Source organism: Rhizobium sp. USDA 3886, from assembly GCF_056279785.1.
Map to the genome: position 1 here is coordinate 1,627,506 of NZ_JBWCDC010000003.1, position 25,950 is coordinate 1,653,455.

General features: G+C 61.0%; 17 protein-coding genes and 1 pseudogene. 13 read left to right on the forward strand and 5 right to left on the reverse strand.

Features of this window, described 5'->3' with window-relative positions:
* Window positions 1-143 precede the first annotated feature (143 nt).
* The 5 genes from ACZ9BX_RS30725 to cueR all read left to right on the forward strand — a co-directional run bounded on the left by ACZ9BX_RS30725 (window position 144) and on the right by cueR (window position 13,274).
* Window positions 144-5,612, forward strand: a complete 5,469-nt coding sequence (locus ACZ9BX_RS30725) for an MG2 domain-containing protein (protein WP_476222041.1) — start codon at window positions 144-146, stop codon at window positions 5,610-5,612.
* A complete protein-coding gene (gene pbpC, locus ACZ9BX_RS30730) occupies window positions 5,612-7,693 on the forward strand; it encodes a penicillin-binding protein 1C (protein ID WP_476222042.1) in 2,082 nt (693 codons plus the stop codon). Before ACZ9BX_RS30725 ends, pbpC begins: the two co-directional genes overlap by 1 nt.
* Before the next feature lie 71 nt (window positions 7,694-7,764).
* A complete protein-coding gene (gene treY / locus ACZ9BX_RS30735; RefSeq protein WP_476222043.1) occupies window positions 7,765-10,293 on the forward strand; it encodes a malto-oligosyltrehalose synthase in 2,529 nt (842 codons plus the stop codon).
* A 62-nt stretch (window positions 10,294-10,355) separates the two neighbouring features.
* The gene (locus ACZ9BX_RS30740; protein WP_476222044.1) at window positions 10,356-12,866 is read left to right on the forward strand and encodes a heavy metal translocating P-type ATPase; all 2,511 of its coding nucleotides are present in this window, start codon (window positions 10,356-10,358) and stop codon (window positions 12,864-12,866) included.
* A 12-nt stretch (window positions 12,867-12,878) separates the two neighbouring features.
* On the forward strand, window positions 12,879-13,274 hold the full coding sequence (gene cueR / locus ACZ9BX_RS30745) for a Cu(I)-responsive transcriptional regulator (RefSeq protein WP_132565657.1): 396 nt from the start codon (window positions 12,879-12,881) through the stop codon (window positions 13,272-13,274).
* 3 nt (window positions 13,275-13,277) lie between these two features.
* On the opposite strand, the gene ACZ9BX_RS30750 is transcribed toward cueR, so the two are convergent.
* Both ACZ9BX_RS30750 and relB read right to left on the reverse strand, forming a co-directional pair.
* Window positions 13,278-13,550, reverse strand: a complete 273-nt coding sequence (locus ACZ9BX_RS30750) for a type II toxin-antitoxin system RelE family toxin (RefSeq protein WP_476222046.1) — start codon at window positions 13,548-13,550, stop codon at window positions 13,278-13,280.
* A complete protein-coding gene (gene relB, locus ACZ9BX_RS30755) occupies window positions 13,534-13,758 on the reverse strand; it encodes a type II toxin-antitoxin system RelB family antitoxin (protein WP_476222048.1) in 225 nt (74 codons plus the stop codon). The genes ACZ9BX_RS30750 and relB overlap by 17 nt, the downstream gene beginning before the upstream one ends.
* Before the next feature lie 132 nt (window positions 13,759-13,890).
* Here relB and ACZ9BX_RS30760 point away from each other — a divergent pair, with 132 nt between their 5' ends.
* From ACZ9BX_RS30760 to ACZ9BX_RS30770, 3 genes are read left to right on the forward strand one after another with little or no spacing between them, the layout of a single operon-like run.
* Complete coding sequence (locus ACZ9BX_RS30760; protein ID WP_476222049.1) at window positions 13,891-14,430, forward strand: sigma-70 family RNA polymerase sigma factor; 540 nt, start codon at window positions 13,891-13,893, stop codon at window positions 14,428-14,430.
* On the forward strand, window positions 14,417-15,184 hold the full coding sequence (locus ACZ9BX_RS30765) for an anti-sigma factor family protein (RefSeq protein ID WP_476222051.1): 768 nt from the start codon (window positions 14,417-14,419) through the stop codon (window positions 15,182-15,184). Before ACZ9BX_RS30760 ends, ACZ9BX_RS30765 begins: the two co-directional genes overlap by 14 nt.
* 21 nt (window positions 15,185-15,205) lie before the next feature.
* Window positions 15,206-15,922 (forward strand): Bax inhibitor-1/YccA family protein, encoded by a 717-nt coding sequence (locus ACZ9BX_RS30770; RefSeq protein WP_476222052.1) that lies wholly within the window; start codon window positions 15,206-15,208, stop codon window positions 15,920-15,922.
* Window positions 15,923-16,047: 125 nt separating this feature from the next.
* Here the strand turns inward: ACZ9BX_RS30770 and ACZ9BX_RS30775 are convergent, their stop codons facing one another.
* The 3 genes and pseudogenes from ACZ9BX_RS30775 to ACZ9BX_RS30785 all read right to left on the reverse strand — a co-directional run bounded on the left by ACZ9BX_RS30775 (window position 16,048) and on the right by ACZ9BX_RS30785 (window position 19,362).
* Window positions 16,048-17,166 (reverse strand): RHE_PE00001 family protein, encoded by a 1,119-nt coding sequence (locus tag ACZ9BX_RS30775; RefSeq protein ID WP_476222053.1) that lies wholly within the window; start codon window positions 17,164-17,166, stop codon window positions 16,048-16,050.
* 79 nt (window positions 17,167-17,245) lie between these two features.
* Window positions 17,246-17,959: a histidine utilization repressor gene (gene hutC, locus ACZ9BX_RS30780; RefSeq protein WP_132565678.1), complete on the reverse strand. Its 714-nt coding sequence runs from the start codon at window positions 17,957-17,959 to the stop codon at window positions 17,246-17,248.
* Window positions 17,960-18,014: 55 nt separating this feature from the next.
* Window positions 18,015-19,362, reverse strand: a pseudogene (locus ACZ9BX_RS30785) (formimidoylglutamate deiminase).
* Window positions 19,363-19,481: 119 nt separating this feature from the next.
* Between ACZ9BX_RS30785 and hutI the strand changes: the two are divergent.
* The 5 genes from hutI (at window position 19,482) to ACZ9BX_RS30810 (ending at window position 25,894) form a co-directional block, all read left to right on the forward strand.
* A complete protein-coding gene (hutI, locus tag ACZ9BX_RS30790; protein ID WP_476222055.1) occupies window positions 19,482-20,732 on the forward strand; it encodes an imidazolonepropionase in 1,251 nt (416 codons plus the stop codon).
* On the forward strand, window positions 20,729-22,264 hold the full coding sequence (gene hutH / locus ACZ9BX_RS30795; RefSeq protein WP_476222056.1) for a histidine ammonia-lyase: 1,536 nt from the start codon (window positions 20,729-20,731) through the stop codon (window positions 22,262-22,264). The genes hutI and hutH overlap by 4 nt, the downstream gene beginning before the upstream one ends.
* Before the next feature lies 1 nt (window position 22,265).
* Window positions 22,266-23,939, forward strand: coding sequence for a urocanate hydratase (gene hutU / locus ACZ9BX_RS30800; RefSeq protein WP_476222057.1), 1,674 nt, complete (start codon window positions 22,266-22,268; stop codon window positions 23,937-23,939).
* Window positions 23,940-24,246: 307 nt separating this feature from the next.
* Window positions 24,247-24,831, forward strand: a complete 585-nt coding sequence (locus ACZ9BX_RS30805) for a HutD/Ves family protein (RefSeq protein ID WP_476222059.1) — start codon at window positions 24,247-24,249, stop codon at window positions 24,829-24,831.
* A gap of 115 nt (window positions 24,832-24,946) precedes the next feature.
* On the forward strand, window positions 24,947-25,894 hold the full coding sequence (locus tag ACZ9BX_RS30810; protein WP_132565696.1) for an ABC transporter substrate-binding protein: 948 nt from the start codon (window positions 24,947-24,949) through the stop codon (window positions 25,892-25,894).
* Window positions 25,895-25,950: the final 56 nt, after the last annotated feature.

Here is a 25,950-nt window from a genome sequence, read left to right on the forward strand (position 1 = left end):
CAAGGAGGCTCTACGGCTCGTCCCTCCCAAATTCGCCATTGGTGGCACTTGCTACATAACCCCATAAATTTGAAGTTGTATTGACAAGACTTCGCGGCCGCTGGAGAGTGCCCCAATCCAGCGCCAGCGACCGGGGGGAACCTATGTCTGTACGCTCGTTTTTCGCAATCGCCGCTATTGCCCTTTCCGCCATCGCGGCCAGCCTTCCCGCAACAGCTGCGGAGACGAAGCGCGATATTCAGACGATCAAGGACGCCGACTTCTTCGGCTTTGATCTGCGGACGGAACAGAATGTTTCCCTTGAGCAATGCAAGACGTCCTGCATCGGCGACAAGAGCTGCAAGGCCTTCACCTATAACCCAAAGGTGAAATGGTGTTTCCTGAAGTCCGACTTCAAGACCATGAATGCCTTTCCCGGCGCGATTGCCGGCCGGATCGTCGAAACGACGGCAGGGCCGCGGGAGCCCGATATCGGTGCGGCCCCTCGTCTCAGCTTTCTTTCTGAAGACGTCATCCAACAAGCGCGCGACTTCAAGGCAAATCTGGCGCTCACCGATGCTCAGCCGGGCCAGACCCTCGACAGTCTGACAGCGACGGCGCGCCTTGATCTCACCGCCAACAACCTCGCAAGTGCGATCGATGCGTTTCATCGTGCGCTGGCGCTGACGCCGGACGATGCCGATCTCTGGCTGGAAACAGCCCGCGCCGCAAATTCGCTCGGCGGCACCGGCAGCCAGGCCTTCGGCCAGGCGGTTCTCGATGCGTTGAACGCCTACGAACTGACGCGCACGACCTCGAAGCGTGCCGACGCTCTTGCCGTGCTTGCGGCCTCGCTTGCCAAGAACTCGAATTTCCGCGCGGCCCTCAACGCCTATAAGGCAAGCCTTGCGCTGGCGAGCTCCAGGGAAGTCCAGGCCGCCTATCTCAAGCTCAAGTCGGAACAGGGCTTCCGCATCACCGAACACAATGTCGATGCCGACAGCGCAACGCCGCGCGCCTGCGTGACTTTCTCGGAATCGCTCGTCAAGACGGTCGACTATGCGCCGTTTGTGACGCTGAACGGACAAGCGCCCAAGGCGCTCGAAGCCAAGGATAAGCAGATCTGCGTCGAGGGCCTGGTTCACGGCGAGACCTACAAGATTAGTTTCCGCACCGGCCTGCCCTCGTCCGTCGATGAAGTGCTGGAGGCACCCGTCAGCCTTGATATCTACGTCAAGGACCGCAGCAAGGTGGTGCGGTTTACTGGCGACAGTTTCGTGCTGCCTTCGTCGGCGCGCCGCGGCATTCCACTGGTCAGCGTCAACATCGAAGCGGCCGACCTCAAGCTCTACCGCATTGGCGATCGCGGCATCGCGCCACTTCTCACCAGTTCCCAATTCCTGACGCAGCTCGACGGTTATAGCGCGCAGCGCATTCAGGACGAAAGCGGCGAGCTCGTTTGGCAAGGTTCGATCGGGATCGCCAACGACCTCAACAAGGATGTCGTCACCAGCTTCCCCGTCGATGAAGCCTTGCCCGAGCGCAAGCCCGGCATCTATGTGCTGATCGCCTCTCCTGCCAATACGCCGGACAATGAATGGGACGCCAAGGCGACCCAGTGGTTCGTCGTTTCCGATATCGGCGTTACCACTTATGCCGGAACCGATGGGCTCAACGTCTTTACGCGCTCGCTCGCTTCTGCCAAGCCGATCGCCGGCGTCGAGCTGCAACTGCTTGCCAAGAACAACGAGGTTCTGGGCACCGCGACGACGGATGAAAACGGCCGAGCCATCTTAACCGCCGGCCTGCTGCGCGGCACGGCAGCACTCACACCCGCCGTCTTGGCTGCCAGGAACGGAGCGTCCGACTACGTCTTCCTCGACATGACACGCGCTGGATTCGATCTGTCCGACCGCGGCGTGACGGGACGGGCCTCGCCCGGTGCGATTGATGTCATGACCTGGACCGAGCGCGGAATCTATCGGGTGGGAGAAACGGTGCATGCCTCCGCCCTTGCCCGCGATACGGATGGCAAGGCGATCGAGAAGCTGCCGCTGACCTTCATCTTCATGCGCCCTGATGGCGTCGAGGACCGGCGCATCGTCAGGCAGAGCAGCGACGCTGGCGGCTATGTGATCGACCTTCCGATCCAGGAAAGTGCCATGCGCGGCAGCTGGACGATGAACGTCCATACCGATCCCAAAGGATCGCCGATCGGCACAAGAACCTTCCTCGTCGACGATTTCGTTCCCGATCGCACCGACATGGAGCTGAAGACCGAAGCCAAGGAAATCGGTCCCGACACGCCGGCAACGATCGCTATCAGCGGCAAGTATCTCTATGGCGCACCGGCGGCCGGCCTGACGCTCGAAGGCGACGTCGTCATCAAGCCGACGCGCGAAAGCCAGGCTTTTTCGGGTTACGTCTTTGGTCTTTCTGACGAGGAGGCGAACGAGGAAAGCCGCCAGGCGATCGAAGGCCTGCCGGTACTGGACGAGAACGGCCAAGCCACGACCGATCTCACGGTCGGCGACCTTCCCGCGACCACGCAATTGCTGAACGCGGCGGTCTACATCCGCATGCAGGAAACGGGTGGCCGGGCGCTGGAGCGCTCACTGGTGATCCCGGTCAAAAGCGAGGGACCGATGATCGGCATCAAGCCTGAGTTTTCGGGCGATGCAGCCGAGAACTCGATCGCCGGCTTCAACGTGATCGGCGTCTCCGCAGACGGCCGAAAGCAAGAAATGAAGGGGCTGCGCTGGAAGCTTTCGCTCCTTGAGCGCGAATACCAATGGTATCGGGAAGGCACGGCATGGAAATACGAATCCGCCTTCAACGCACGCCAGGTTGCGAGCGGCACGGTTGATGCCGGCCTGGACGGCGGCAAGATAGCGTCCCAGGTCGGCTGGGGCCGCTACCGCTTCGAAGTCGAAAGCCCTGACGCGGATGGTCCGGTATCAAGCATCGAATTCGATGCCGGCTGGATGGTGGAGGCTGTCTCGACTGAAACGCCGGACGGGCTTGAAATCGCGCTTGACAAAGAAAGCTATAAGGTCGGTGAGACGGCGAAGCTGAAGGTTTCTTCCCGTTATGGCGGAGAGCTGATGGTGACTGCCGGGACGGAAAATCTCGTTGCCGTGCAGAATGCAACGATCGGCGAGACCGGGGGCGAAGTGGAGGTCCCGGTTACCGCCGAATGGGGCGCTGGCGCCTATGTGACAGCAACGCTCTTCCGCCCGGGCGACGCCCAGGACAGCCACATGCCGATGCGCTCGATCGGCATCAAATGGCTGAAGGTCGATCCCGAGCAGCGTGCGCTGCAGGTGAAGCTCGATGCACCGGAAAAGATGCTGCCGCGTGCACCGCTGAACATCAGTCTTGCGGTGACGGGGGCTGGCGCCGATGAGGACGCTTACGTCACGGTTGCCGCCGTCGATGTCGGCATTCTCAATCTGACGCGCTACGAGGCGCCCAATCCCGAGGACTGGTATTTCGGCCAGCGCCAGCTCGGTCTTGAAATCCGCGATCTCTATGGCCGCCTGATTGATGGTTCGCTCGGCGCGACCGGCAAGCTTAGAACCGGCGGCGACGGCGGCGCGGTGGCGCTGCGGGGCAGCCCGCCGACGCAAAAACTCGTCGCGTTCTTCTCCGGTCCGATGAAACTTGACGCCGCCGGCAAGGCGAACGTCAGCTTCGACATTCCGCAATTCAACGGCACGGCGCGTGTCATGGCCGTTGCCTGGTCGAAGAACGGGGTGGGCCACGGCGTCAAGGACGTCGTCATCCGCGATCCGGTGGTCGTCACCGCCAGCCTGCCGAAGTTCCTGGCCCCTGGCGACAAGGCGGAACTGCGCCTCGACATTGCCAATACCGATGCGCCGGCCGGCGATTTCAAACTGCAGCTGACCGGCAACGAGGCCGTCGGCATCGAGGAAGCTGCAGCTTCCCGGACGATCCATCTGGATGCCGGTGCGAAATCCGATTTCACGCTATCTGTGATCGGCAAGCAGCCCGGCAACGGCGCTGTTTCGATCAACCTCTCGGATGCTGCTGGACTGTCGCTCGATCAGACGGTTGACGTACCGGTCCGCCCATCGTCACTGCCCGTGACCGAACGGCGCGTCATCGCCTTGAAACCGGGGGCGAAACTGAAGATTGACAAGGAACTTCTGGCGAACAGCGTGCTTCCGGGCGCCTCGGTCAGCGTCAACGTCACCCGTTCGGCCGCCTTCGACATTCCCGCACTGCTGATGTCGCTCGACCGTTATCCTTTCGGCTGCGCCGAACAGACGACCAGCCGCGCGCTGCCGCTTCTTTATCTCAGCGAGCTTTCGAAACAGAACGGCCTCGAAGACGATGCAGACGTCAAGAAGCGCGTGCAGGATGCGATCTATCGCGTACTGTCCTATCAGGCATCGGCAGGCAGCTTCGGCCTTTGGGGACCGGATTCGGGCGACCTTTGGCTCGATTCCTATGTCACGGATTTCCTGACGCGGGCGCGTGAAGAGAAGTACGACGTGCCGGACCGTGCGCTGGTGCAGGCGCTCGAGAACCTCCAGAACGCGTTAAGCTATGACGTTAACGTCAAGACGCAGGGCGATGAAATTGCTTATGCAATCTATGTTCTCGCCCGCAACAGGAAAGCCTCGATCAGCGATCTGCGCTACTACGCCGATACGATGATCAACGACTTCCCGACGCCGCTTGCCAAGGCGCATATCGCCGCGGCACTTGCCCTTTACGGAGATGCGACGCGCTCGAAGAATATCTTTGTCGATGCGCTGCAGATGACCGAGGATTCAATGGTTCATCGCGTCAATCTTTCGCGCACCGACTACGGCTCGATCCTGCGCGACGGCGCAGCCATTCTGGCACTTGCCGCCGAAAGCCGCCCTGTCCCGCCGGTCATTCCAGAACTGGCAAAGGCCGTCGGCAAGGAATGGGATCGCAGCAAGTGGACGAGCACGCAGGAGCAGGCCTGGACGCTGCTTGCGGCGCGCGCGATCCAGAGCGGCAATGATTCGCTGAAGGTGGACGTCAACGGAGCGCTGCACACGGGTGCCTACATGGCGAAGATGAGCGGCGACGCGCTGATGAACAATCCGCTGACGCTGACGAGCGCCATGGCCGATCCGGTATCGGCGGTCGTGACGACCGTTGCAGCACCCGTCACGCCGCTGCCTGCCGGCGGCAACGGCTTTGCCATCGAGCGCAGCTATTACACGCTTGATGGCGAGCCGGCGAATATCAGTGAAGCGCGGCAGAACGAGCGCTACGTGGTGGTGCTGCACGTGACCGAAACCAACGCCTGGCCGTCGCGTATTGTCATGACCGATCTGCTGCCGGCCGGCCTCCAGATCGACAATCCGAGCCTGGTCGACAGCGCGCAACTCACTAATTTCGACTGGATCGGCGAACAGACGGCGGCTCATACAGAGTTCCGCGGCGACCGCTTTGTTGCGGCCTTCAACCGGACGTCGGACGACAATCGTGACATCAACGTCGCCTATGTCGTGCGGGCTGTCACTCCAGGCGTTTATGACCACCCGGCGGCGACCGTGGAGGACATGTACCGTCCCGAATATTCGGCTCGCACGGCGACCGGCAAGATGGAGGTTGTCGCAGCACGATAATGCGGCTCTGGCACAAGGTCACGATTGGAACTACGGCCGGTATCCTTCTTGCCGGTGCAGTTTTCTTCGCGCTCGACACCGCCGACAGTGCTTTTCCGCCGCCGCTTGAAAAGACCGGTGCGGTGTCGGCCGAAGTGCTGGATGCCGATGGTCAGCTGCTGCGGGCCTTTGCGACGTCGGAAGGCCGCTGGCGTCTGAAAACCACGGTCGCAGACGTCGACCCGCAGTTCACGCGCATGCTGATCGCCTATGAGGACCGGCGCTTCTACGACCATCACGGCATCGATCCGCTGGCAATCGGGCGTGCGGGCCTGCAGCTGATCACCAACGGCCGCATCGTTTCCGGCGCCTCGACGCTTTCCATGCAGGTGGCACGGCTGATCGAACCGCGCGCGGGACGTTCGCTTTCGGCGAAATTCCTGCAAATGGTACGTGCCGTCCAGATCGAGCTGCGGCTTTCGAAGGAAGAGATCCTTGATCTCTATCTGACGCATGCGCCCTACGGCGGCAATCTGGAAGGCGTGCGCGCCGCAAGCCTTGCCTATTTCGGCAAGGAGCCCAAGCGGCTGACGGTGGCGCAGGCTGCCCTCCTCGTTGCCCTCCCTCAGCTTCCCGAGCGGCGCCGTCCCGACAGAAACCTGGCGGCGGCGGAAGCCGCGCGAAAACGCGTTCTGGAGCGCGCCGCCGTAGCCGACGCCATCGGCGAGGGAGAGGCCGAGCGCGCCGAGGCGACACTCGTTCCGGCAGCGCGCATGCAGCTTCCGGCCCTTGCAGCACACGTCGCCGAAGCAGCGCTTCGCAGAAAACCGAAGGAGCGCGAGCATCGAACGACGCTCAAGAAGCAGGTGCAGGAAGGGCTCGAAGTAACGGCCAAGAATGCCGCCACGAAGCTTGGCCCGAAGCTTTCGCTGGCGATCGTGATGGCCGATGCGCGCAGCGGCGAAATCGCTGGCGAAGTTGGTTCAGTGGATTATTTCGATGCCAGCCGCTCCGGCTGGATCGACATGACGCGGGTCAGCCGTTCGCCTGGCTCGACCCTGAAACCCTTCATCTACGGCCTTGCTTTCGAGCAGGGGCTGGTGAGCCAGGAAACGATCATCGAGGACCGACCGGCGGATTTCTTCGGTTACCGGCCGCGCAATTTCGACATGCGCTATCAAGGCGACGTGACGGTCCGCGAGGCATTACAGCTTTCGTTGAACGTGCCGGCCGTCAGGCTGCTTGACGCCGTCAATCCGGCGCGGCTTCTGGTGCGCTTCCGCCGCGCCGGCGTCCGCCCCATCCTGCCACCGAACGAAACGCCGGGACTGGCGATCGGGCTCGGCGGCGTTGGCATCACATTGAAAGACCTCGTGCAGCTCTATACGGCGCTTGCCAACAAGGGCGAACCGGTTCGGATCGGCGACGGCGTGACGGGTGCGCCCGGCAAGATCGATGGCGAACCGTTGCTGGAGCCAGTCGCCGTCTGGAACGTTTCGGATATCCTTTCCGGCGTCGTCCCACCCGCAGGCGCTCCGCAACGCGGCATCGCCTACAAGACGGGGACCAGCTACGGCTACCGCGACGCATGGTCGATCGGCTACGACGGGCGTTATGTGCTCGGTGTCTGGGTCGGAAGGCCGGACAATGGCGCGGTGCCGGGATTGACCGGTTACGGCACGGCAGCCCCCATCCTGTTTGAGGCTTTTGCAAAGTCGGGCATAGCAACCACGCCTCTGTCGCGCCCACCCTCCGGCGCAGTACGCGTCGCCCAGGCCGATCTGCCGGTGAGCCAGCGGCGTTTCTCGATAAATGCCAGCGGGTTGCTTTCCACCTCCAGCCGCGAACAGGCACCACAGATCGTCTATCCGCCGGAAGGTGCGCATGTCGATCTCGGGGCAAAGAGTGGTGACCTCTCGCCATTGATGTTGAAACTGCAGGGCGGCCGGGCGCCGTTCCGCTGGCTTGCAAACGGCAAGCCGCTGCCCGATCTTTCCCGCCGCCGCATCAACCAGTGGATGCCGGATGGCGCTGGTTATTCGAAACTGACGGTGATCGATGCGATGGGGCGTGCGGCGAGCGTCGGCGTCTTCATCGACTAAACCTTGGAATTGGGGGAACAGAGCGCCCGATGTCACCGTTTCGGGCCGTCTCCCTCGGAAGAGCGGGCGACATGACGCTTCCGACATCGACATACCGCATTCAATTCCGCAACGGCATGACGTTCGACCGGGCGATCGAATGTGTGCCGTATTTCAAAGCCCTTGGCATCAGCCATCTCTACGCTTCGCCGATCTTCGCCGCGACGACGGGTTCGACGCATGGCTATGACGTGACTGACGCCAATAAGATCGATCCGGCAATCGGCGGACGGGAGGGTTTTAACCGGTTGAGCAGTGCTTTGAAAGACGCCGGGCTTGGCCTCATCCTCGATATCGTGCCCAACCATATGGCCGCCTCGACGGAAAGCCCCTGGTGGCGGAGCGTGCTGAAGCTTGGGCAGGAAAGCCCCTATGCACGATATTTCGATATCGACTGGAGCGAACGGCTGACTCTGCCGATCCTCGGCAAGCCGTTCGAAGACGCCCTGTCGGATGGCGAGCTGCGGCTTGAGCGCGATCCGGAAAATGGCGAACCGGTGCTTGGTTATTGCGACACGCTTTTGCCGTTGAACCCCGGCAGCGCCGAGGTTGTTTCAGCAAGCACAGATGAGCCGGCGTGGCTTTCGAAAGACAAAGAGCTGATCGCTCGCCTGCACGAGGCCCAGCACTGGCGATTGATCCATTGGAAAGAGGCGGCAAGACATCTGAGCTATCGGCGTTTTTTCGAGGTGACGGAGCTGGTCGGCCTGCGCGTCGAGGACGAGCAGGTTTTCGAAGATAGCCACCGGCTCATTCTCGAACTTGTGCGCTCCGGGCAGGTGCAAGGTTTGCGGCTCGACCATATCGACGGCTTGGCAGATCCGAAGCAATACCTGCAAAGACTCCGCGCCGAAGCAGGACCGGAAACCTATATCGTTGTCGAGAAAATCCTCGGTCGCGACGAAAAACTACCCGCAAGCTGGCCGATCGCCGGGACCACCGGCTACGAGTTCATTTCGGCGCTTGGCCACCTTTTCATCGACGGCGGTGGCCTGCAACAGCTTGGCACCGCCTATGCGAATATCGCCCCGGACATGGCCGATATTGCAGCCGGTCTTCGCGCAGCCAAGCAATTGATGGTGGAACGCAACTTCGAAGGCGAGACGACGCGGCTGGTGAAGATCGTCCATGGCCTTTATCCCGACCTTGAGCGCGCCGGGATTGCGGCAGCTATCCGCGAGTTGTTGATCGCCTTTCCCGTCTATCGCATCTATGGCAGCAAAGGTCGGCTTGACGCGCGGGATGCGGACGTGCTCGGCGGGGTCGTTTCCAGCGCGGCAGAAAAGCTTGCCGACCAGCGGGCGATCGACGTCGTGGCAAGGCTCTTGAAAGGTGAGGTACGGGGAGCAGAGGCGAAAGAGTTCCGTCGCCGCTTCCAGCAGTTGAGCGGACCTGTCATGGCGAAGGCAATGGAGGACACGCTCTTTTATCGCTACAACCGGTTGCTTGGTGTAAACGAAGTCGGCGGCGATCCAGATATGACGCCGGGCGGCGTCGAGGCTTTCCATGCACTGATGCTTAAGCGCGCGCGGCTTGTGCCGCACGGGCTTTCGGCGACATCGACACACGATACCAAGCGCGGCGAGGATGCCCGCGCAAGGCTCTATACCTTGAGCGAAGGAGCCGATGTCTGGGTGCAGGCGGTGGAGCGCTGGCGCGAGATGAACCGCGACCATCTGGTCGAATTGCCAAGCGGCTTGACGCCTGAACCGAACGTCGAATGGATGCTCTATCAGGCGCTTACCGGGATCTGGCCGGAGGATTTCTCAAACGGAGAGGCTGAAGCGCTGACAGGACGCTTCACCGCTTATGCGGAAAAGGCGGTCCGTGAAGCAAAGCACGGTACGAGCTGGGATGAGCCGCATGCCGGATACGAGGCGGCGGTTAGAGCTTATGCAACAGCGTTGCTTTCATCGACCAACCTCGCCTTTCACGAGGATTTCGGAACGGTGATGCGGCCGTTCATCGAGGCCGGCTATCTGAACAGCCTGTCGCAGACGCTGATAAAGCTGACAGCACCCGGCATTCCCGATATTTATCAGGGCGCGGAGCTTTTCGATTTAAGCCTCGTCGACCCTGACAACCGCAGGCCTGTCGACATGACGGCCTTGTCTGCCAGCCTCCTGGAAGGAGTGCCGGTCGTAAGTCTGACTGTACCTGCGCTGAAACAGCGCATCGTCGAAATCGGTCTCCATCTTCGAAAGCGGCAACCGGAGCTTTTTGCGAAAGGCGCCTATGTTCCGCTTAAAGTGTCCGGCAGCCGCAAGGATCATGTCGTTGCCTTTGCGCGAGAGTTGAACGGAACCTACGCGATGACAGTCGTTCCACGGTTGATGCTCGGCTGGCTGGATCCAGGCGTTCTGTTCGCCGGGCCGGAATTCTGGAACGATACGATGATCCAGGTGCCTGCCTCCTTCGATGGCCTCCGCTGCGATCTCTTGACCGGTAGGATGCTCGAGCCGGGAGGCGAGCTGTCGCTTTCGGCGCTACTCGGCAGCCAGCCTGTGGCTCTCATCGAGCCTTGGGAGACCGATATCGAAGAGCATGAAATCATCACTTGACCTTCCAGTTGCTGGAAGGTGCATAAGCCTATCCACTGCCCGTCGGGACAAAGGAGAAGCCTATGAATACGCACGATCACCACCATCACGGCACCGGCAGTTGTTCCTGCGGGCACGGTAGCGCCGACACCGGCGGGGCCATATTTGCCCGTGATCCCGTCTGCGGCATGATGGTAGATCCGGATGCGGACAAGCCGAGCCTCAATTACCAGGGCCGCGCCTATCATTTCTGCTCCGACGGTTGCCGGAAGAAATTCGAAGCCAATCCGCAGGATTATCTCATGGCCAAGGATCCGGTTTGCGGCATGTCCGTCAATCGCGCGACCGCGCTGCATTTCCTGAAGCACGACGGCGAGAAGTTCTACTTCTGTTCGGCGGGATGCAAGGCAAAGTTCGAGGCCGATCCGGAAATCTATCGCCACGGAAAACGGCCGGCACAAAAACCTATGCCCAAGGGTACGCAATATACCTGCCCGATGCATCCGGAAGTCGTCAGCGATCATCCGGGCGACTGCCCGAAATGCGGCATGGCGTTGGAACCGATGGGTGTTCCGCCGGCAGACGAGGGCCCGAACCCGGAGCTTACCGATTTCACGCGGAGGCTCTGGATAAGCGCCGCTTTGGCCATTCCGCTGCTCGTTCTCGGCATGGGTCCGATGATCGGACTGCCGTTGCGCGATGCGATCGGCGAGCCACTGGCAAGCTGGATCGAACTTTTGCTCGCAACCCCTGTCGTGCTTTGGGCTGCCCTGCCCTTCTTTCGTCGGGCTTGGAACTCATTCCTCAACCGCAGCCCGAACATGTGGACGCTGATTGGCCTCGGCGTGGGCACTGCTTATGTCTACAGCGTGGTCGCTGTGCTTGCGCCCGGCCTTTTCCCCATGAGCTTCCGGGGTCATGGCGAGACTGCGCCCGTCTATTTCGAGGCGGCGTCCGTCATCGTGGCGCTGGTCTTCGTCGGCCAGGTGCTGGAATTGAAGGCGCGCGAGCGGACGGGCTCGGCCATACGGGCCTTGCTCGACCTTGCGCCGAAGACGGCACGCCGCATCAATGCAGACGGCAGCGAAACGGATATCGAGGTGGACGAGATCGCGAGCGGCGACCTGCTGCGGGTGCGGCCAGGCGAACGCGTTCCAGTCGACGGGTCGGTCATCGATGGGCAATCGACCATCGATGAATCCATGATTACCGGCGAACCGCTACCGGTCGAAAAGACGAAGGGCGATGCCGTCACCGGCGGGACGATCAACCGGAACGGCACTTTCGTGATGACGGCAGAGCGCGTAGGTGCGGAAACAACCTTGTCGCGCATCGTCGACATGGTCGCCAAGGCGCAGCGCTCGCGGGCGCCGATCCAGGCCGCGGTTGACCGGGTCTCGGCCTTCTTCGTGCCTGCCGTTGTTGTAACGGCGATCGTCGCCTTCATCGCCTGGGCAATTTTCGGGCCGGTGCCGCCGATGGCACATGGCCTGCTTGCCGCGGTTGCCGTGCTCATCATCGCTTGCCCCTGCGCACTTGGCCTTGCAACCCCGATGTCGATCATGATCGCCACCGGGCGGGGCGCGCAGGAGGGCGTGCTGATCAAGGATGCCGAAGCGCTGGAACGTTTTTCGAAGGTCGATACGCTGATCGTCGATAAGACCGGCACTTTGACGGAAGGCAAGCCCCGCCTCACGGACGTCGTCCCGGTTGGCGGCACAGATGAACAGAAGTTGCTCCTATTGGCGGCAAGTCTGGAACGCGGGTCAGAACATCCGCTGGCCGAGGCAATTGTCTCCGGTGCGGAAGAGCGCAAGATCAAGCCAATCGATGTCACGGGCTTCGAGGCTATCACCGGTAAAGGCGTGAAAGGCGATGTGGACAACACGGCCGTAGCGCTCGGCAATGCCGCGATGATGAACGATCTCGGCATTGATACCGCGCCGCTTGCCGAAAAGACCCGCGCCCTGCGCGACGAGGGCAAGACCGTGATGTTCGTCGTCATCGACGGCAGTCTTGCGGGTTTCGTTGCGGTTGCCGACCGGATCAAGGCGACGACCGCTGAGGCGATCCGCGCGCTGCACGAAAGCGGGCTGCGCATCATCATGGCGACTGGCGACAATGAGCGCACGGCAAACGCCGTCGCAAAAAGTCTCGGGATCGATGAGGTGCGCGCCGACGTTTTGCCGGAAGACAAGAAGGCGCTGATCGACGAACTGCATGCAAAGGGTGCGGTCGTTGCAATGGCCGGCGACGGCGTGAACGACGCTCCGGCACTTGCCGCCGCAGATGTCGGCATCGCCATGGGAACGGGGGCGGATGTGGCGATGGAAAGTGCCGGCATTACCTTGGTGAAGGGTGACCTCAACGGGATCGTGCGTGCCCGGCGGCTGGCGGAGGCGACGATGCGCAACATCCGCCAGAATCTCGGCTTCGCTTTCGGCTACAATGCTCTCGGTGTGCCGGTCGCCGCAGGCGTGCTCTACCCGATCTTCGGCCTGCTGCTTTCGCCGATGATTGCGGCAGCGGCCATGAGCCTATCGTCTGTCTCCGTCATCGGCAACGCGCTGAGGCTGAGGCTCCAGAAACTCTGAGAGGACAAAAGAATGAACATCGGCGAAGCATCGGACCGCTCCGGTCTGCCACCCAAGACCATCCGCTACTACGAGGATATCGGTTTGATCCGCCCCGGAAGGGGCGGAAACGGCTATCGCGACTATGAGGCCGCCGATGTTCACAAGTTGCGTTTCCTCCAACGTTCCCGCGGGCTCGGCTTTTCTGTCGAGGAATGCCGGCAACTGCTGGCGCTTTACGAGGACAAAAGCCGGGCAAGCGCCGACGTGAAGGAGATCGCACAAGGCAAGCTCCATGAGATCGACCGGAAGATCCGGGAGATGTTGGAATTGCGGCGCACGCTGGAGCATCTTGTGCATGCCTGCCACGGCAACGACCGGCCGGACTGCCCGATACTGGAGGAGTTGTCGGATGGGCGGAGACCCTGAACGCTACCGCTGATAGATATCCCGCCGATTTCCGATGCGCACGATCAGAATCCGAACAGTTTGATCTTCTATATTCGCAATGATGCGGTAGTCACCGACGCGGTATTTCCAGAAATCACCAAGTTCGGAACCTTTTAGTGCTTCACCGATCAACCGCGGGTTTTCGAGTTTCGCGACACGCTCGTGCAGGAAAGCGAGAACGCGCTTGGCAACGTCGCTGCCGAGTTTGGCAAGCTCACGTTCGGCGGCGCGTTCGAACTTAATTCTCCAGGCCATAGGCCTTCATGAGCTCTTCTAGCGAAACCGTATCACTTCGGCCGCTCCGGACATCCTCAAGACGCTTTTCTGCAAGATAAACATCCTCAAGATCATCCAGATGCTCGAGGATTGCCTCGCGTGCGTAAAAGCTTTTGCTGCGGCCTGTGCGCTTGGCAAGTTCATCAAGCCGGGCCTCTATCTCAGGTGGAAGCCTTAAGGCGAGCATCGTTCCATCTCCCTACATTGCTATACAGATATAGCGATGTAATTCCAAATGCCAACCCAATCGATACATTCCAATCGCATATGGGCGAAAATTTTTCGGAATAAAACATCATCGGCAATCGTATACTCAATCATGGAACGGAAAGAACGGCCCTTCGACGTCATCGGGCAACTCGCGGTACTCAGACGTTACGCGCGTGCGCTGGTGCGCAATTCGGATGACGCTGAAGACCTTGTGCATGATGCGCTCGTGCGCGCCTTCGAGAAGCGGCAGAGCTTCCGGCGTGCCGGCAACCTACGCACCTGGCTGCTTTCCATTTTGCACAACGCCCATATCGATCGGGTTCGTCAGAACCGGTCCGTAGCGCGCCGGCACGATGAAGCGGCTCTTGAGACGGATCCGTCGCTGCCGGCGGGACAGGAACATGCGGTGCGTCTTCAGCAGGTCCGTGACGCTTTCTTCGACCTGCCGGAAGAACAGCGCGAGGCACTGCATCTCGTTGCGATCGAGGATCTTTCCTATCAGGAAGCTGCAGCCTCGCTCGGCATCCCGGTCGGAACGCTGATGTCGCGGGTCTCACGCGCCCGCGCGCAGCTTCGCGAATTCGAGGCAGCAACGCCGCGCGCCTCGCACCTGAGGTTAATCGGAAGGAACGGCAATGAAAGCAGTTGATCCGATCATCGATGCCGATCTCGACGCCTATGTGGATGGCGAGCTGGACGTGGCGCGCCGCATTCAGGTGGAATCCTATCTTTCCGAGAACCCGGCGATTGCTGCAAAGGTAATGGCCGATCTCAGCATGAAGGGCGAGCTGCGCCTGGCGCTTGCCGGCGAAAGTGCCTTCGGCCGGATCGAGACTCGGGATGCCGCACGGCGTCTGGAGCGTGGTCTCTCTTACGGCCGTATCTTGCATGCGGTTCAGCGGGCCGCTGCCGTCGGCGTGCTCGTGATGGCAGGCTGGGTGGCACATACCTCCTTTGGCGCCTTTACGGCGACGGAGGTTGTCGCGTCCGTTCCAGCTCCGCCCTATGTCGAGGATGCGGTGCAGGCCTACCAGACGGCCAAACTTCGCGAAACGATGCCTTCGCAGACGGCTGCGAAATATAATCCTGACGAGATTCGCGCGGATACCGCGATCGTGATGCCGGACCTGCCGAAGGAGTGGGAGGTTTCCGATGTCCAGATTTTTCCGTCCGAATTCGGCCCGAGCGTCGAAATGGCAATCCGGGAACCGGACGGCAAGCGGCTTTCGCTTTTTGCCGTGCGGCCGGGCGCTTTTGCCGTTCGGCCGGTCAGCCATCTGGCGCTCGACAATGCCGAGGCCGCTTACTGGCAGATCGGCGAGGTCGCCTATGCACTGATCGCCAGCGACAGGGATCTTGAACTCGACCGGGCTGCCGAGCGGCTCGCCCGTTCGCTCTACTAGTTTGAACCAGAGGAGATCAAAATGAATCCGAACAATCCGCGTTACGGCTACGGCTCTGCCGCCAGCTCGCAGGTCCTCTTCGACGAGGGCCTCCGCAAGCACATGCTGCGCGTTTATAACTACATGGGTCTCGGTCTCGTCATCACCGGGATCGTCGCCTTCATCGTCGGCAGCACGCCGGCCCTTTACGTGCCGATCTTCCAGTCGCCGCTGAAGTGGGTAGTGATGCTTGCACCGCTTGCCTTCGTCTTCTTCTTCTCGTTCCGCATCCAGACAATGTCGGCAAGTGCCGCGCAAATGACGTTCTGGGCGTTCTGCGCGGTGATGGGTCTATCGCTGGCCTCGGTATTCCTCGTCTTCACCGGCACGAGCATCGCGCGCACGTTCTTCATCGCCGCGACGATGTTCGGCGCGACCAGCCTCTATGGCTACGCGACCAAGCGTGATCTTTCCCGCTTCGGCTCGTTCCTGATCATGGGCCTGATCGGCGTCATCATTGCCAGCATCGTCAACCTCTTCCTGGGTTCGAGCGCGCTGCAGTTCGCCATCTCGGTGATAGGTATCCTCGTCTTCGTCGGCCTGACCGCCTGGGACACGCAGAACATCAAGGAACAGTTTTCGGAAAACCACGATCAGGAATCGAACCAGAAGCTTGCCGTCTTTGGCGCGCTCTCGCTCTACCTGAACTTCGTGAACATCTTCCAGCTCCTGCTCAACTTCACCGGCGAGCGGGAATAAAGACCGCGCTTCTGGGGGCAAAGGAAGCGCACGAGCGCCCGGCCTGCAATCTGTGACAGGATGGCGGGCCGGGCGTTCACCTAAAGAGACGGCCGGGCTTGATGTCCGGCCGTCTTTCTTTTGTGTCAGATGATGCCCCAAGCGCGGTAACGTCCGCGGCCGGTGATTTCGCGGATGCCGATTTCGTTCAGCAGATTGAGGGCACCCCGGCTCGTGACCCGCAATTGGCGGGCGACCATCGCCGAGGACACTATGGGGCGCGAAAGGACGAATTCCGCAAGCTGCGGCAGACTGCTGTTTGAGCGGCGATCCCTGAAGCGCAGCTCCATCTGGGTGCGGGCAAGAGACAAGCGGTCCATCTCCTTCAGGCCGGCGGCGGCACTCTCACGCATCGCCTCCAGGAAAGCGAGCAGCCGCGTCATGCGATCGCGCGACCGTCGCCGCTCGTGGCGGACGGACTTCAAACCGGCATAGAAGGAAAAGAGATGCGAGGCGACCTTGCCACGGGACCGCAAATAGCTCGAAACAAGGAGGCCGCCCAGCCAGTGCTGGCGTCTGATCGGCTCGGTTCTCTCCCACGCCTCGAAAAGCACTGCGGCGGCCAAGGCAGGAGGCAACTCGTCGGCAAGCGGAATGACCGCACGCCAATCGGATAGGCGCTGGGCCTCGTCCCATTCGTCGTCGCCGAAGAGGCCGAGCGGATCGGCGCGCGTCTCCTTCGGCCTTTCTTCCACCGCAGGAGCTCCGCCGAGATGGGTATCGAGTAATCGCTGAGAGCGGGCGAGTACGGCGTCGATCTCGGCAAGTTCCACCGATAGCAGCGCTTCGGCTTCCTCCTCCGCTTCATCGGGCGGCGCTATCGCCCCCTTCACTTCTGTTGCGCGCCCGGTTTCCTCCAGACCGGCGCCGGCAAGCGCATTCAATCCGGCAGCACTGAGCGCCCAGGTGGGTTCGGCCGTCCAGATGCGGCGACGCGCCCGCAGGACGGCATGGGCAATCGTCAGCTCGTGGCTCGGCGTCCGGCTGTCCATATGTGCATCATGCAGCACCAGGTCTTCGACATGTACGAGTTCTCCCGCAACCCAGAGAGCGCTTGCGGCATCGAAAAAGTGGCCGCGTTCGGCAAAACCGTCGCCGACAGGCGAACGGGCTGCTCTCTCATCCAGCCTGGCCAGCATATCTTCCGCCAGCGCGATTGCAGGCAGCAGGCTCTTCAGCATTGCGTTGTCGATTTCGTAGCGCATCTTGTTATCGGCCGGAAGTCATCTCGACGTTTACTTCCGCTATTTGCAGCATGATTCGCAATAGACTTGCTGCAAATTCTCAGGAGGCCGGGCTGAAGCGCGCGACGAGCGCATGGCGGTCTCCGGGATAGGTAAAACGCACATGCGTGACCGATCCGGCGCTGCTCCAGGTGCGACGCTCGATAACGAGGCAGGCTGTCGAACGGGCGATGCCGAGCGCGGCTGCTTCCTCAGCACCGGCCTCAAACGCGTAAATCTTGTGCTCCGCCGCACTCCACGGGACCTGTTTTAAGAGCCAGGCGCCAGGGGCGAGCACGCCGAAGTCGGCATCGGCCGCTTCCGGGACTGCACTAAGATTGATCAAGCGCTGCTCCAGGCAGAAAGGCCGGGTCCCCGCGAAATGGACGCAAACGATCTCTTTCACGAGACCGCCCGCCGGAAGATCGAGTTTGTCTTCGGCCTTTATTTTGCGGCTTACACTTTTCGTGACCGAATAGGAGTAGGGCAAGTTCAGCGACTGAACTTCCGCCTTGATGTCGTGGATTTCCAGTACGGCCGACTGTGCCTGCGGCTGGGTGACGAAGCTGCCGGACTTCTTGCGGCGCTCGATCAGTCCGGCTTTTGCGAGTTGCGTCAGCACTTTGTTGACGGTCATTCGTGAGCATCCATATTGCATCGCGAGATCGACCTCAAAGGGGATGCGATAACCAGGCTGCCACTCGCCGGAGACGATGCGGCCTTCGATCTCGCTCAAGATGCGCTGATGCAGGGTCGCATCTTTGCTGCCGTTCATAACTCACTCCGCTTCGGGTCCGCTGCTCTAGTTGGAACGCAGCGGCAAGAAAGACTTAGGCGGCGACCAGCTCGTGCATTGCTGCGAGGAAACGCCGATTGATCGCCTCGCGCTGCCGATGACGGCCGGCTTCGACCTGTTTGCGCCCAAAGGCCCAGACGCAATCGACAGCGACGCCGCCGGCAAAGATCCAGTGGTCGAGGATATGGTCATCGGTGAGATAAGGCACTGTGCCACAATCGAGCGCGACGATATCCGCATAGTTGCCTTCAGCGAGACCCCCTGCAGCATCGAGAGCCGCACTGCCGCCCGCAAGTGCATTGTCCAGCAAGGCACGGCCCGTCGAGCTACCGCTCTTGGCAATCACGTTGCGGGCGCGAAGCGCCAGCCGTTCGGAATATTCGAACTGGCGGAGTTCTCCAGGAAGCGAGATCTGCACATTCGAATCCGACCCGACGCCATATCGTCCGCCCTCTTCGAGGAAAAGCGGCGCCTGAAAGGTGCCGTCGCCGAGATTGGCCTCGGTGATCGGGCAAAAGACCGGCGATCGCACCGCTTTTCGCCATGCGCCGGGTTTCATCGTCGGTCATGTGGGTGGCATGGATAAGGCACCAGCGGCGGTCGACGGGCGCATGCTCAAGAAGCCACTCGACGGGTCTTGCGCCTGACCAGGCGATGCAATCGTCCACTTCTCTCACCTGTTCGGCGACGTGGATATGGACCGGTCCGCCTTCTGCAAGCGGCAGGAGCTTTGCCATCTCATCGGGTGTGACGGCGCGCAGGCTGTGAGGTGCCATACCAAGCTTTCCGCCTTCCAGCTTTTGGGTGACCGCGCGTGCCCGCTCCATCAATTTGCCGAAGCTCTCGAGCGAATTGATGAAGCGCCGCTGGCCTTCGACGGGCGCTGCACCGCCGAACCCGGAATGCGCGTAAAAGACCGGCAGCAATGTCAGGCTTATACCTGCCGTCTTGCTCGCGGCGCCGATGCGTTCCGCCAGCTCCGCAATATTAGCGTAAGGACTGCCGTCCTTGTCATGATGCAGATAATGGAATTCGCCGACACGCGAAAAGCCGGCTTCAAGCATTTCCATGTAAAGCTGTGCGGCAACCGCCTCCACATGCTCCGGCGTCATCGAAAGCGCGAACCTGTACATGACCGTGCGCCAGCTCCAGAAGCTGTCATTTGCAGGACCACGGACTTCGCCAAGGCCTGCCATGGCGCGCTGGAAGGCATGGCTGTGCAGGTTGGGCATCGCAGGAATAAGGAGGTGGTGGCGCTCGTCGGTCGCCTCGGCCTTCGCGCCGGTCTCGATCTTCGCGATACGGCCGCCTTCAAGCGACAGTCGTACGTCGCTTCGCCACCCCTCCGGCAAGAGTGCGGTCGCCGCATGAAGTGTCGTCATCGCCTTTTCCCTTCCTGTGAGCCTTCTATCTTTCTTTTCCATGGAAATGCCCAAATTTCCACTTGTCACCCGATTATTATGTATATACATGTTTCGGCATAAGGAAAGGCGTAAAGCTGATGAGCGGGAACAATCTTTTTACGAAGGAGCAGAGACCGAGCCTCTGGCGCAACGGCCGGCTCATGACGCTCGATCCGGGTAAGCCAGGTTTAGGCACCGTCGAAAAAGGCGCGATCGTCACCGATAACGGCCGCATTTCCTATGCCGGTCCGGAAGGCGAGCTGCCCGTTTCGGTCATCGAGCGTGCCGAAATCGTCGACCTTGAAGGCCGTTGGGTGACGCCGGGGCTTATCGATTGCCACACCCACATCGTTCATGGTGGCAACCGCGCGCGCGAATTCGAAATGCGGCTTGCGGGCGCATCCTATGAAGAGATTGCCCGCGCCGGCGGCGGCATCGTCTCCTCGGTCAAGGCGACGAATGCGCTTTCCGTCGAAGGCCTTGTGCAAGCTTCACTGCCCCGCCTCGATACGCTGCTTTCCGAAGGCGTGACGACGATCGAGATCAAGTCGGGCTACGGTCTCTGCATCGCTGGCGAAGTAAAGATGCTGGAGGCTGCCCGAGCGCTCGGCTATGCGCGGCCTGTGCGCGTCAACACGAGCTATCTCGGCGCCCATGCGACCCCCACCGAATACAAGGGCCGCAACCGCGATTATATATCCGACATCGTGCTGCCCGCTCTCGAAGAGGCACATGGCAAAGGCCTTGTCGATGCGGTCGATGGTTTCTGCGAAGGGATTGCCTTCTCTGCGGAAGAGATTGGCCTTGTCTTTGATCGCGCCGAGGCGCTCGGCCTCCCCGTCAAGCTGCATGCCGAGCAGCTATCCAATCTGGGCGGCGCCGAGCTTGCCGCCGAGTATGGTGCGCTTTCGGCGGATCATCTCGAATATCTCGATGACGACGGCGTGGTCGCCATGGCGGCAGCCGGAACCGTCGCGGTGCTGCTGCCCGGCGCGTTTTACGCGATCAACGAAAAGCAGAAGCCGCCGGTAAACGCGCTACGTGCCGCCGGTGTTCCGATCGCCGTCGCGACGGATTGCAACCCAGGCACCTCGCCCCTCACCTCCCTGCTTCTGGCGATGAATATGTCGGCGACGCTGTTTGGCCTGACGGTTGAGGAATGTATTGCAGGCGCCACACGTGAAGGCGCTCGCGCACTCGGCCTTCTTGCCGAAACCGGCACGATCCAGGCCGGAAAATCGGCCGATCTTGCCATCTGGGATATCGAGAGCCCGGCCGAGCTTGTCTATCGCATCGGCTTCAACCCGCTTTTTGCGCGTGTCTTCAAGGGCGAAAGGATCGACCGTTGACCATCATCCTCCATCCAGGTTCCGTTTTTCTGAAACAGCTGGAAACGATCTACTGGACCGGCGAACCGGCAAAGCTCGATGCCACCTTCGATGCTGGAATTCAAAAGGCCGCGGCGCGCATCGCCGAGATCGCCGCCGGCAATGCGCCCGTCTACGGCATCAATACCGGCTTCGGAAAGCTTGCCTCGATCAAGATCGACAGCGCCGATGTCGCCACACTTCAGCGCAATCTTATCCTTTCGCACTGCTGCGGCGTCGGCGCACCGCTGCCGGAGAATGTCGTGCGCCTCGTCATGGCGCTGAAGCTCGTGTCACTTGGCCGCGGCGCTTCCGGTGTACGGCTGGAGCTGGTGCGGCTGATCGAGGGAATGCTGGACAAGGGCGTCATCCCGGTCATTCCGGAAAAAGGTTCCGTCGGGGCCTCGGGCGATCTTGCACCGCTTGCCCATCTGGCGGCGGTGATGATGGGAGAGGCCGAAGCCCTCTTCAAAGGTGAGCGCCTTCCAGGCGGGGAGGCCTTGAATCGGGCTGGCCTCAAGCCGGTGATTCTCGCCGCAAAGGAAGGCCTTGCACTGATCAACGGCACGCAGACCTCGACCGCGCTCGCGCTCGCCGGTCTCTTCCGCGCACATCGTGCCGCTCAGGCGGCCCTGATCACCGGTGCCATGTCGACCGATGCCGCGATGGGTTCGTCAGCACCATTCCATCCGGATATCCATACGCTGCGCGGTCATCGCGGCCAGATCGATACGGCAGCCGCACTTCGGACGCTACTTGAAAGCTCTGTCATTCGTGAAAGTCATGTCGAAGGCGACGAGCGTGTGCAGGATCCCTATTGCATCCGCTGCCAGCCGCAGGTCGATGGTGCATGTCTCGATCTCCTGCGTTCTGTTGCCCGCACGCTCGAAATCGAAGCCAATGCAGTGACCGACAATCCGCTGGTGCTTTCCGACAACTCCGTCGTTTCCGGCGGCAATTTTCATGCCGAGCCGGTCGCCTTCGCCGCCGATCAGATCGCGCTTGCGATCTGCGAGATCGGCGCAATTTCGCAGCGCCGTATCGCGCTTCTGGTCGATCCGGCTCTTTCCTACGGGCTTCCGGCCTTTCTCGCCAAGAAGCCGGGGCTCAATTCCGGCCTGATGATCGCGGAAGTCACCTCTGCCGCGCTGATGTCCGAAAACAAACAGATGTCGCATCCGGCTTCCGTCGACTCAACGCCGACGTCGGCAAACCAGGAGGACCATGTTTCCATGGCCTGCCATGGTGCGCGCCGTCTGCTGCAGATGACCGAAAATCTCTTCGGCATCGTCGGTATCGAGGCGCTGACGGCCGCGCAAGGCGTCGAATTGCGCGCGCCGCTTGCGACCAGCCCTGAACTGCAAAAGGCGATCGCTGTCATCCGCAATGTGGTGCCGACGCTGGAGGTCGATCGCTACATGGCGGACGATCTACGCGCCGTCAGCGAACTCGTTGCAACCGGCGCATTGAACACGTCCGTTTCCGAACACATCCTTCCGTCCCTGGAGATCTGAGATGAGCAATCCCCGTCACAACATCCGCGAAATCCGTTCACCTCGAGGGCTGGAACTCAATGCCAAGAGCTGGATGACTGAAGCGCCGCTTCGCATGCTGATGAACAACCTCGATCCGGACGTGGCCGAAAATCCGAACGAACTCGTCGTCTATGGCGGCATCGGCCGCGCCGCCCGCACCTGGGACGATTTCGACCGTATCGTCGCGACCTTGAAGACGCTTACCGAAGAAGAGACGCTTCTGGTGCAGTCCGGAAAGCCGGTCGGCGTCTTCCGCACGCATAAGGATGCGCCGCGCGTTCTGATTGCCAATTCCAACCTCGTGCCGCACTGGGCGACCTGGGACCACTTCAACGAGCTCGATAAGAAGGGCTTGGCGATGTACGGCCAGATGACGGCCGGTTCGTGGATCTATATCGGCACGCAGGGCATTGTGCAGGGCACTTACGAGACCTTCGTCGAGGCGGGCCGCCAGCATTATGGCGGCAACCTCAAGGGTAAATGGATTTTGACCGGCGGCCTTGGCGGCATGGGCGGCGCGCAGCCGCTGGCGGCCGTTATGGCAGGCGCCTGCTGCCTTGCCGTCGAGTGCAATCCGGATTCAATCGATTTCCGCCTGCGCACCCGCTATGTCGATGCCAAGGCCGAAACGCTGGACGAAGCGCTCGAGATGATTGGCCGCTGGACCAAGGCAGGCGAAGCCAAGTCGGTCGGCCTTCTCGGCAACGCCGCTGAAATCCTGCCTGAAATGGTCCGCCGCGGCATCCGTCCGGATATCGTCACCGACCAGACCTCTGCACATGACCCGATCAACGGCTATCTTCCGAAAGGCTGGACGATCGCGCAATGGAAAGCGATGCGCGAAAGCGATCCGAAGGCGGTCGAGAAGGCCGCGCGCGCCTCGATGCGCGAGCATGTCGAAGCAATGATCGCCTTCTGGGATGCAGGCATTCCGACGCTCGACTACGGCAACAATATCCGCCAGGTCGCCCAAGACGAGGGTCTCGAAAACGCCTTTGCCTTCCCCGGTTTCGTGCCGGCCTATATCCGCCCGCTTTTCTGCCGCGGCATCGGCCCCTTCCGCTGGGCAGCACTCTCCGGCGATCCGGAGGATATCTACAGGACCGACGCCAAGGTGAAGGAACTGCTGCCGGACAACAAGCACCTGCACAACTGGCTGGACATGGCACGCGAGCGCATCTCCTTCCAGGGCCTGCCGGCGCGCATCTGCTGGGTCGGCCTGGGCGATCGGCACCGTCTCGGCCTTGCCTTCAACGAAATGGTGAAGAGCGGCGAACTCAAGGCTCCGATCGTCATCGGCCGCGACCACCTCGACTCCGGCTCGGTTGCATCGCCGAACCGCGAGACCGAAGCGATGAAAGACGGTTCCGACGCCGTCTCCGACTGGCCGCTGTTGAATGCTCTTTTGAACACTGCCTCCGGCGCAACTTGGGTTTCACTGCACCACGGTGGCGGTGTGGGCATGGGCTTTTCGCAGCACTCCGGCATGGTCATCTGCTGCGACGGGACCGATGATGCAGCGCGCCGTGTCGAGCGTGTGCTTTGGAACGACCCGGCAACCGGCGTCATGCGCCATGCAGACGCGGGCTATGACATCGCGCTCGAATGCGCCGAGGAGAAGGGGCTGAGGCTGCCGGCGATCTTGGACAATTGAACCAAGCACGTGCCCCAGAACGCCTTGAAGGCTGGATACCGCAAGACATTTTGTCGACGGTGATGAGCGGATACCTTCAATAATCGACTGAGCAATCAGGATACGATCGAAAGGATCTTTATGGAAGGCCGGCGGTGGCGAGCGCATGCTCGCTGTCTATCGGAAGCTCGCAATAGCCGTTTTCGAGTAGACGGTAATGGGTTCGCCCTTCGCCGCTTCTCGATCAGCCGCGAAAGGTGCGTTTTCGCCTCATGTATGTTTACGGTTGCCATAGCGCCCTCCTCTATTACAACAACGGATCATAGCCATGCCGCGTACGACCATTCTCACCGTTGACACGCACCGGCGCATGCCGTGGAAGAACGGCGGCGGCGAGACGGTGGAGATCGCTGTTTCGCCGCAAGGTGCAGACCTCGGCGATTTCGACTGGCGGGTCAGCATGGCTGCGGTTGCTTCCGATGGACCATTTTCGATCTTTCCCGGTATTGACCGCACAGTTTCAATCCTTGCCGGTAACGGAATGTCCTTGGAGATCGACGGCCATGAGCCGGTCGTATTGACACAACAGAGCGAACCGTTCGCCTTTGCGGCTGACATTGCCGTCATGGCACGGTTACAGGCGGGACCGATCACCGACCTCAATGTCATGACGCGGCGAGACGCCTTTGTGCATAAGGTCGAACGGCTTTATATCGGCCTGAATTGGAGCGGCACTCTACCGGCTGCACTATCGCTTGTGCTGTGTCACGACGGGAAAGCAGCATTCGAATTGGCCGGAGAACACGGCTCGCTTGAAACTGGCGACGTCTTGATGATCGAAGCTCATTGCGGCGCCGCTTTGACACTTGCCGGCGCCGCCCACTGCTATCTCATTGGCATCACGGCTATCTGAAGCCAAGGTGATTTCCTCGTATTTTGTATAGACAAAAGAAAAGCAGCGTGCCTAGTATGTCCCAATAAACAGGCAAACTCCTTACATGCCTAAACAAAGAGCAGGGAACTCAGACATGAAAAAAGCACCGATTTTTGCCGCGGCCCTAGCCGCCCTTCTCGCTGGCAGCGCGGCGCACGCCGCCGACACAAAGGTCTCCATCGGCATTTCCGGTTGGACCGGTTTCGCGCCGTTGACGCTTGCCAAGGAGGCCGGCATCTTCAAGAAGCACGGTCTTGACGTCAACATCGTCAAGGTCCCGCAGGCAAGCCGTCATCTGGCGCTGGCATCTGGCGACATCCAATGCGCGGCGACCACCGTCGAAACCTGGATCGTCTGGAACGCGGCCGGCGTCGCAACCCAGCAGATTTTCCAGCTTGATGTCTCGCATGGCGCCGACGGCATTGCCGCCAAACCCGGTATCGAAAAGGTCTCCGACCTCAAGGGCAAGTCGGTCGCTGCGTCCGCGCCGGGTACCTCGCCCTATTTCCTGCTCGCCTTCATCCTTGCCAAGAACGGCCTCAGCATGAAGGACGTGACGATCGTCAACATGGAGCCAGGCCCGGCAGCACAGGCGCTGCTTGCCGGCCAGAACGATGCGGCCGTCACCTACGAGCCCTATCTTTCAAGCGTTCGCGCCGCTCCGGACAAGGGCAAGATCATCGCGACCACGGTCGATTATCCGGCCGTCATGGATACTTTCGGCTGCACGACTGCCTTCCTTAAGGACAATCCGGAAGCCGCCAAGGCGCTTGCCGCGAGCTACTACGATGCGCTTGAGATGATTAAGACGGACAAGGAAAAGTCCTATGAGATCATGGGCAAGGACGTGAAACAGTCCGGCAAGGCATTCGGTGATTCTGCCGCCTATCTCGAATGGCAGGACAAGGCCGCGGCACAGAAGTTCTTCGAAACGACGTTCAAGAGCTTCAACGAGGAAGCCGCCGATCTTCTGCTTTCGGCCGGCGTCATTAAGGTGAAGCCTGATCTTTCGACTCTCGCCGACCCATCCTTCATCAAGTGATCCGCAGACATTCAAGGGAGCGCCAGGACGGCCCAGGCGCTCCCGTTATTCAGTAA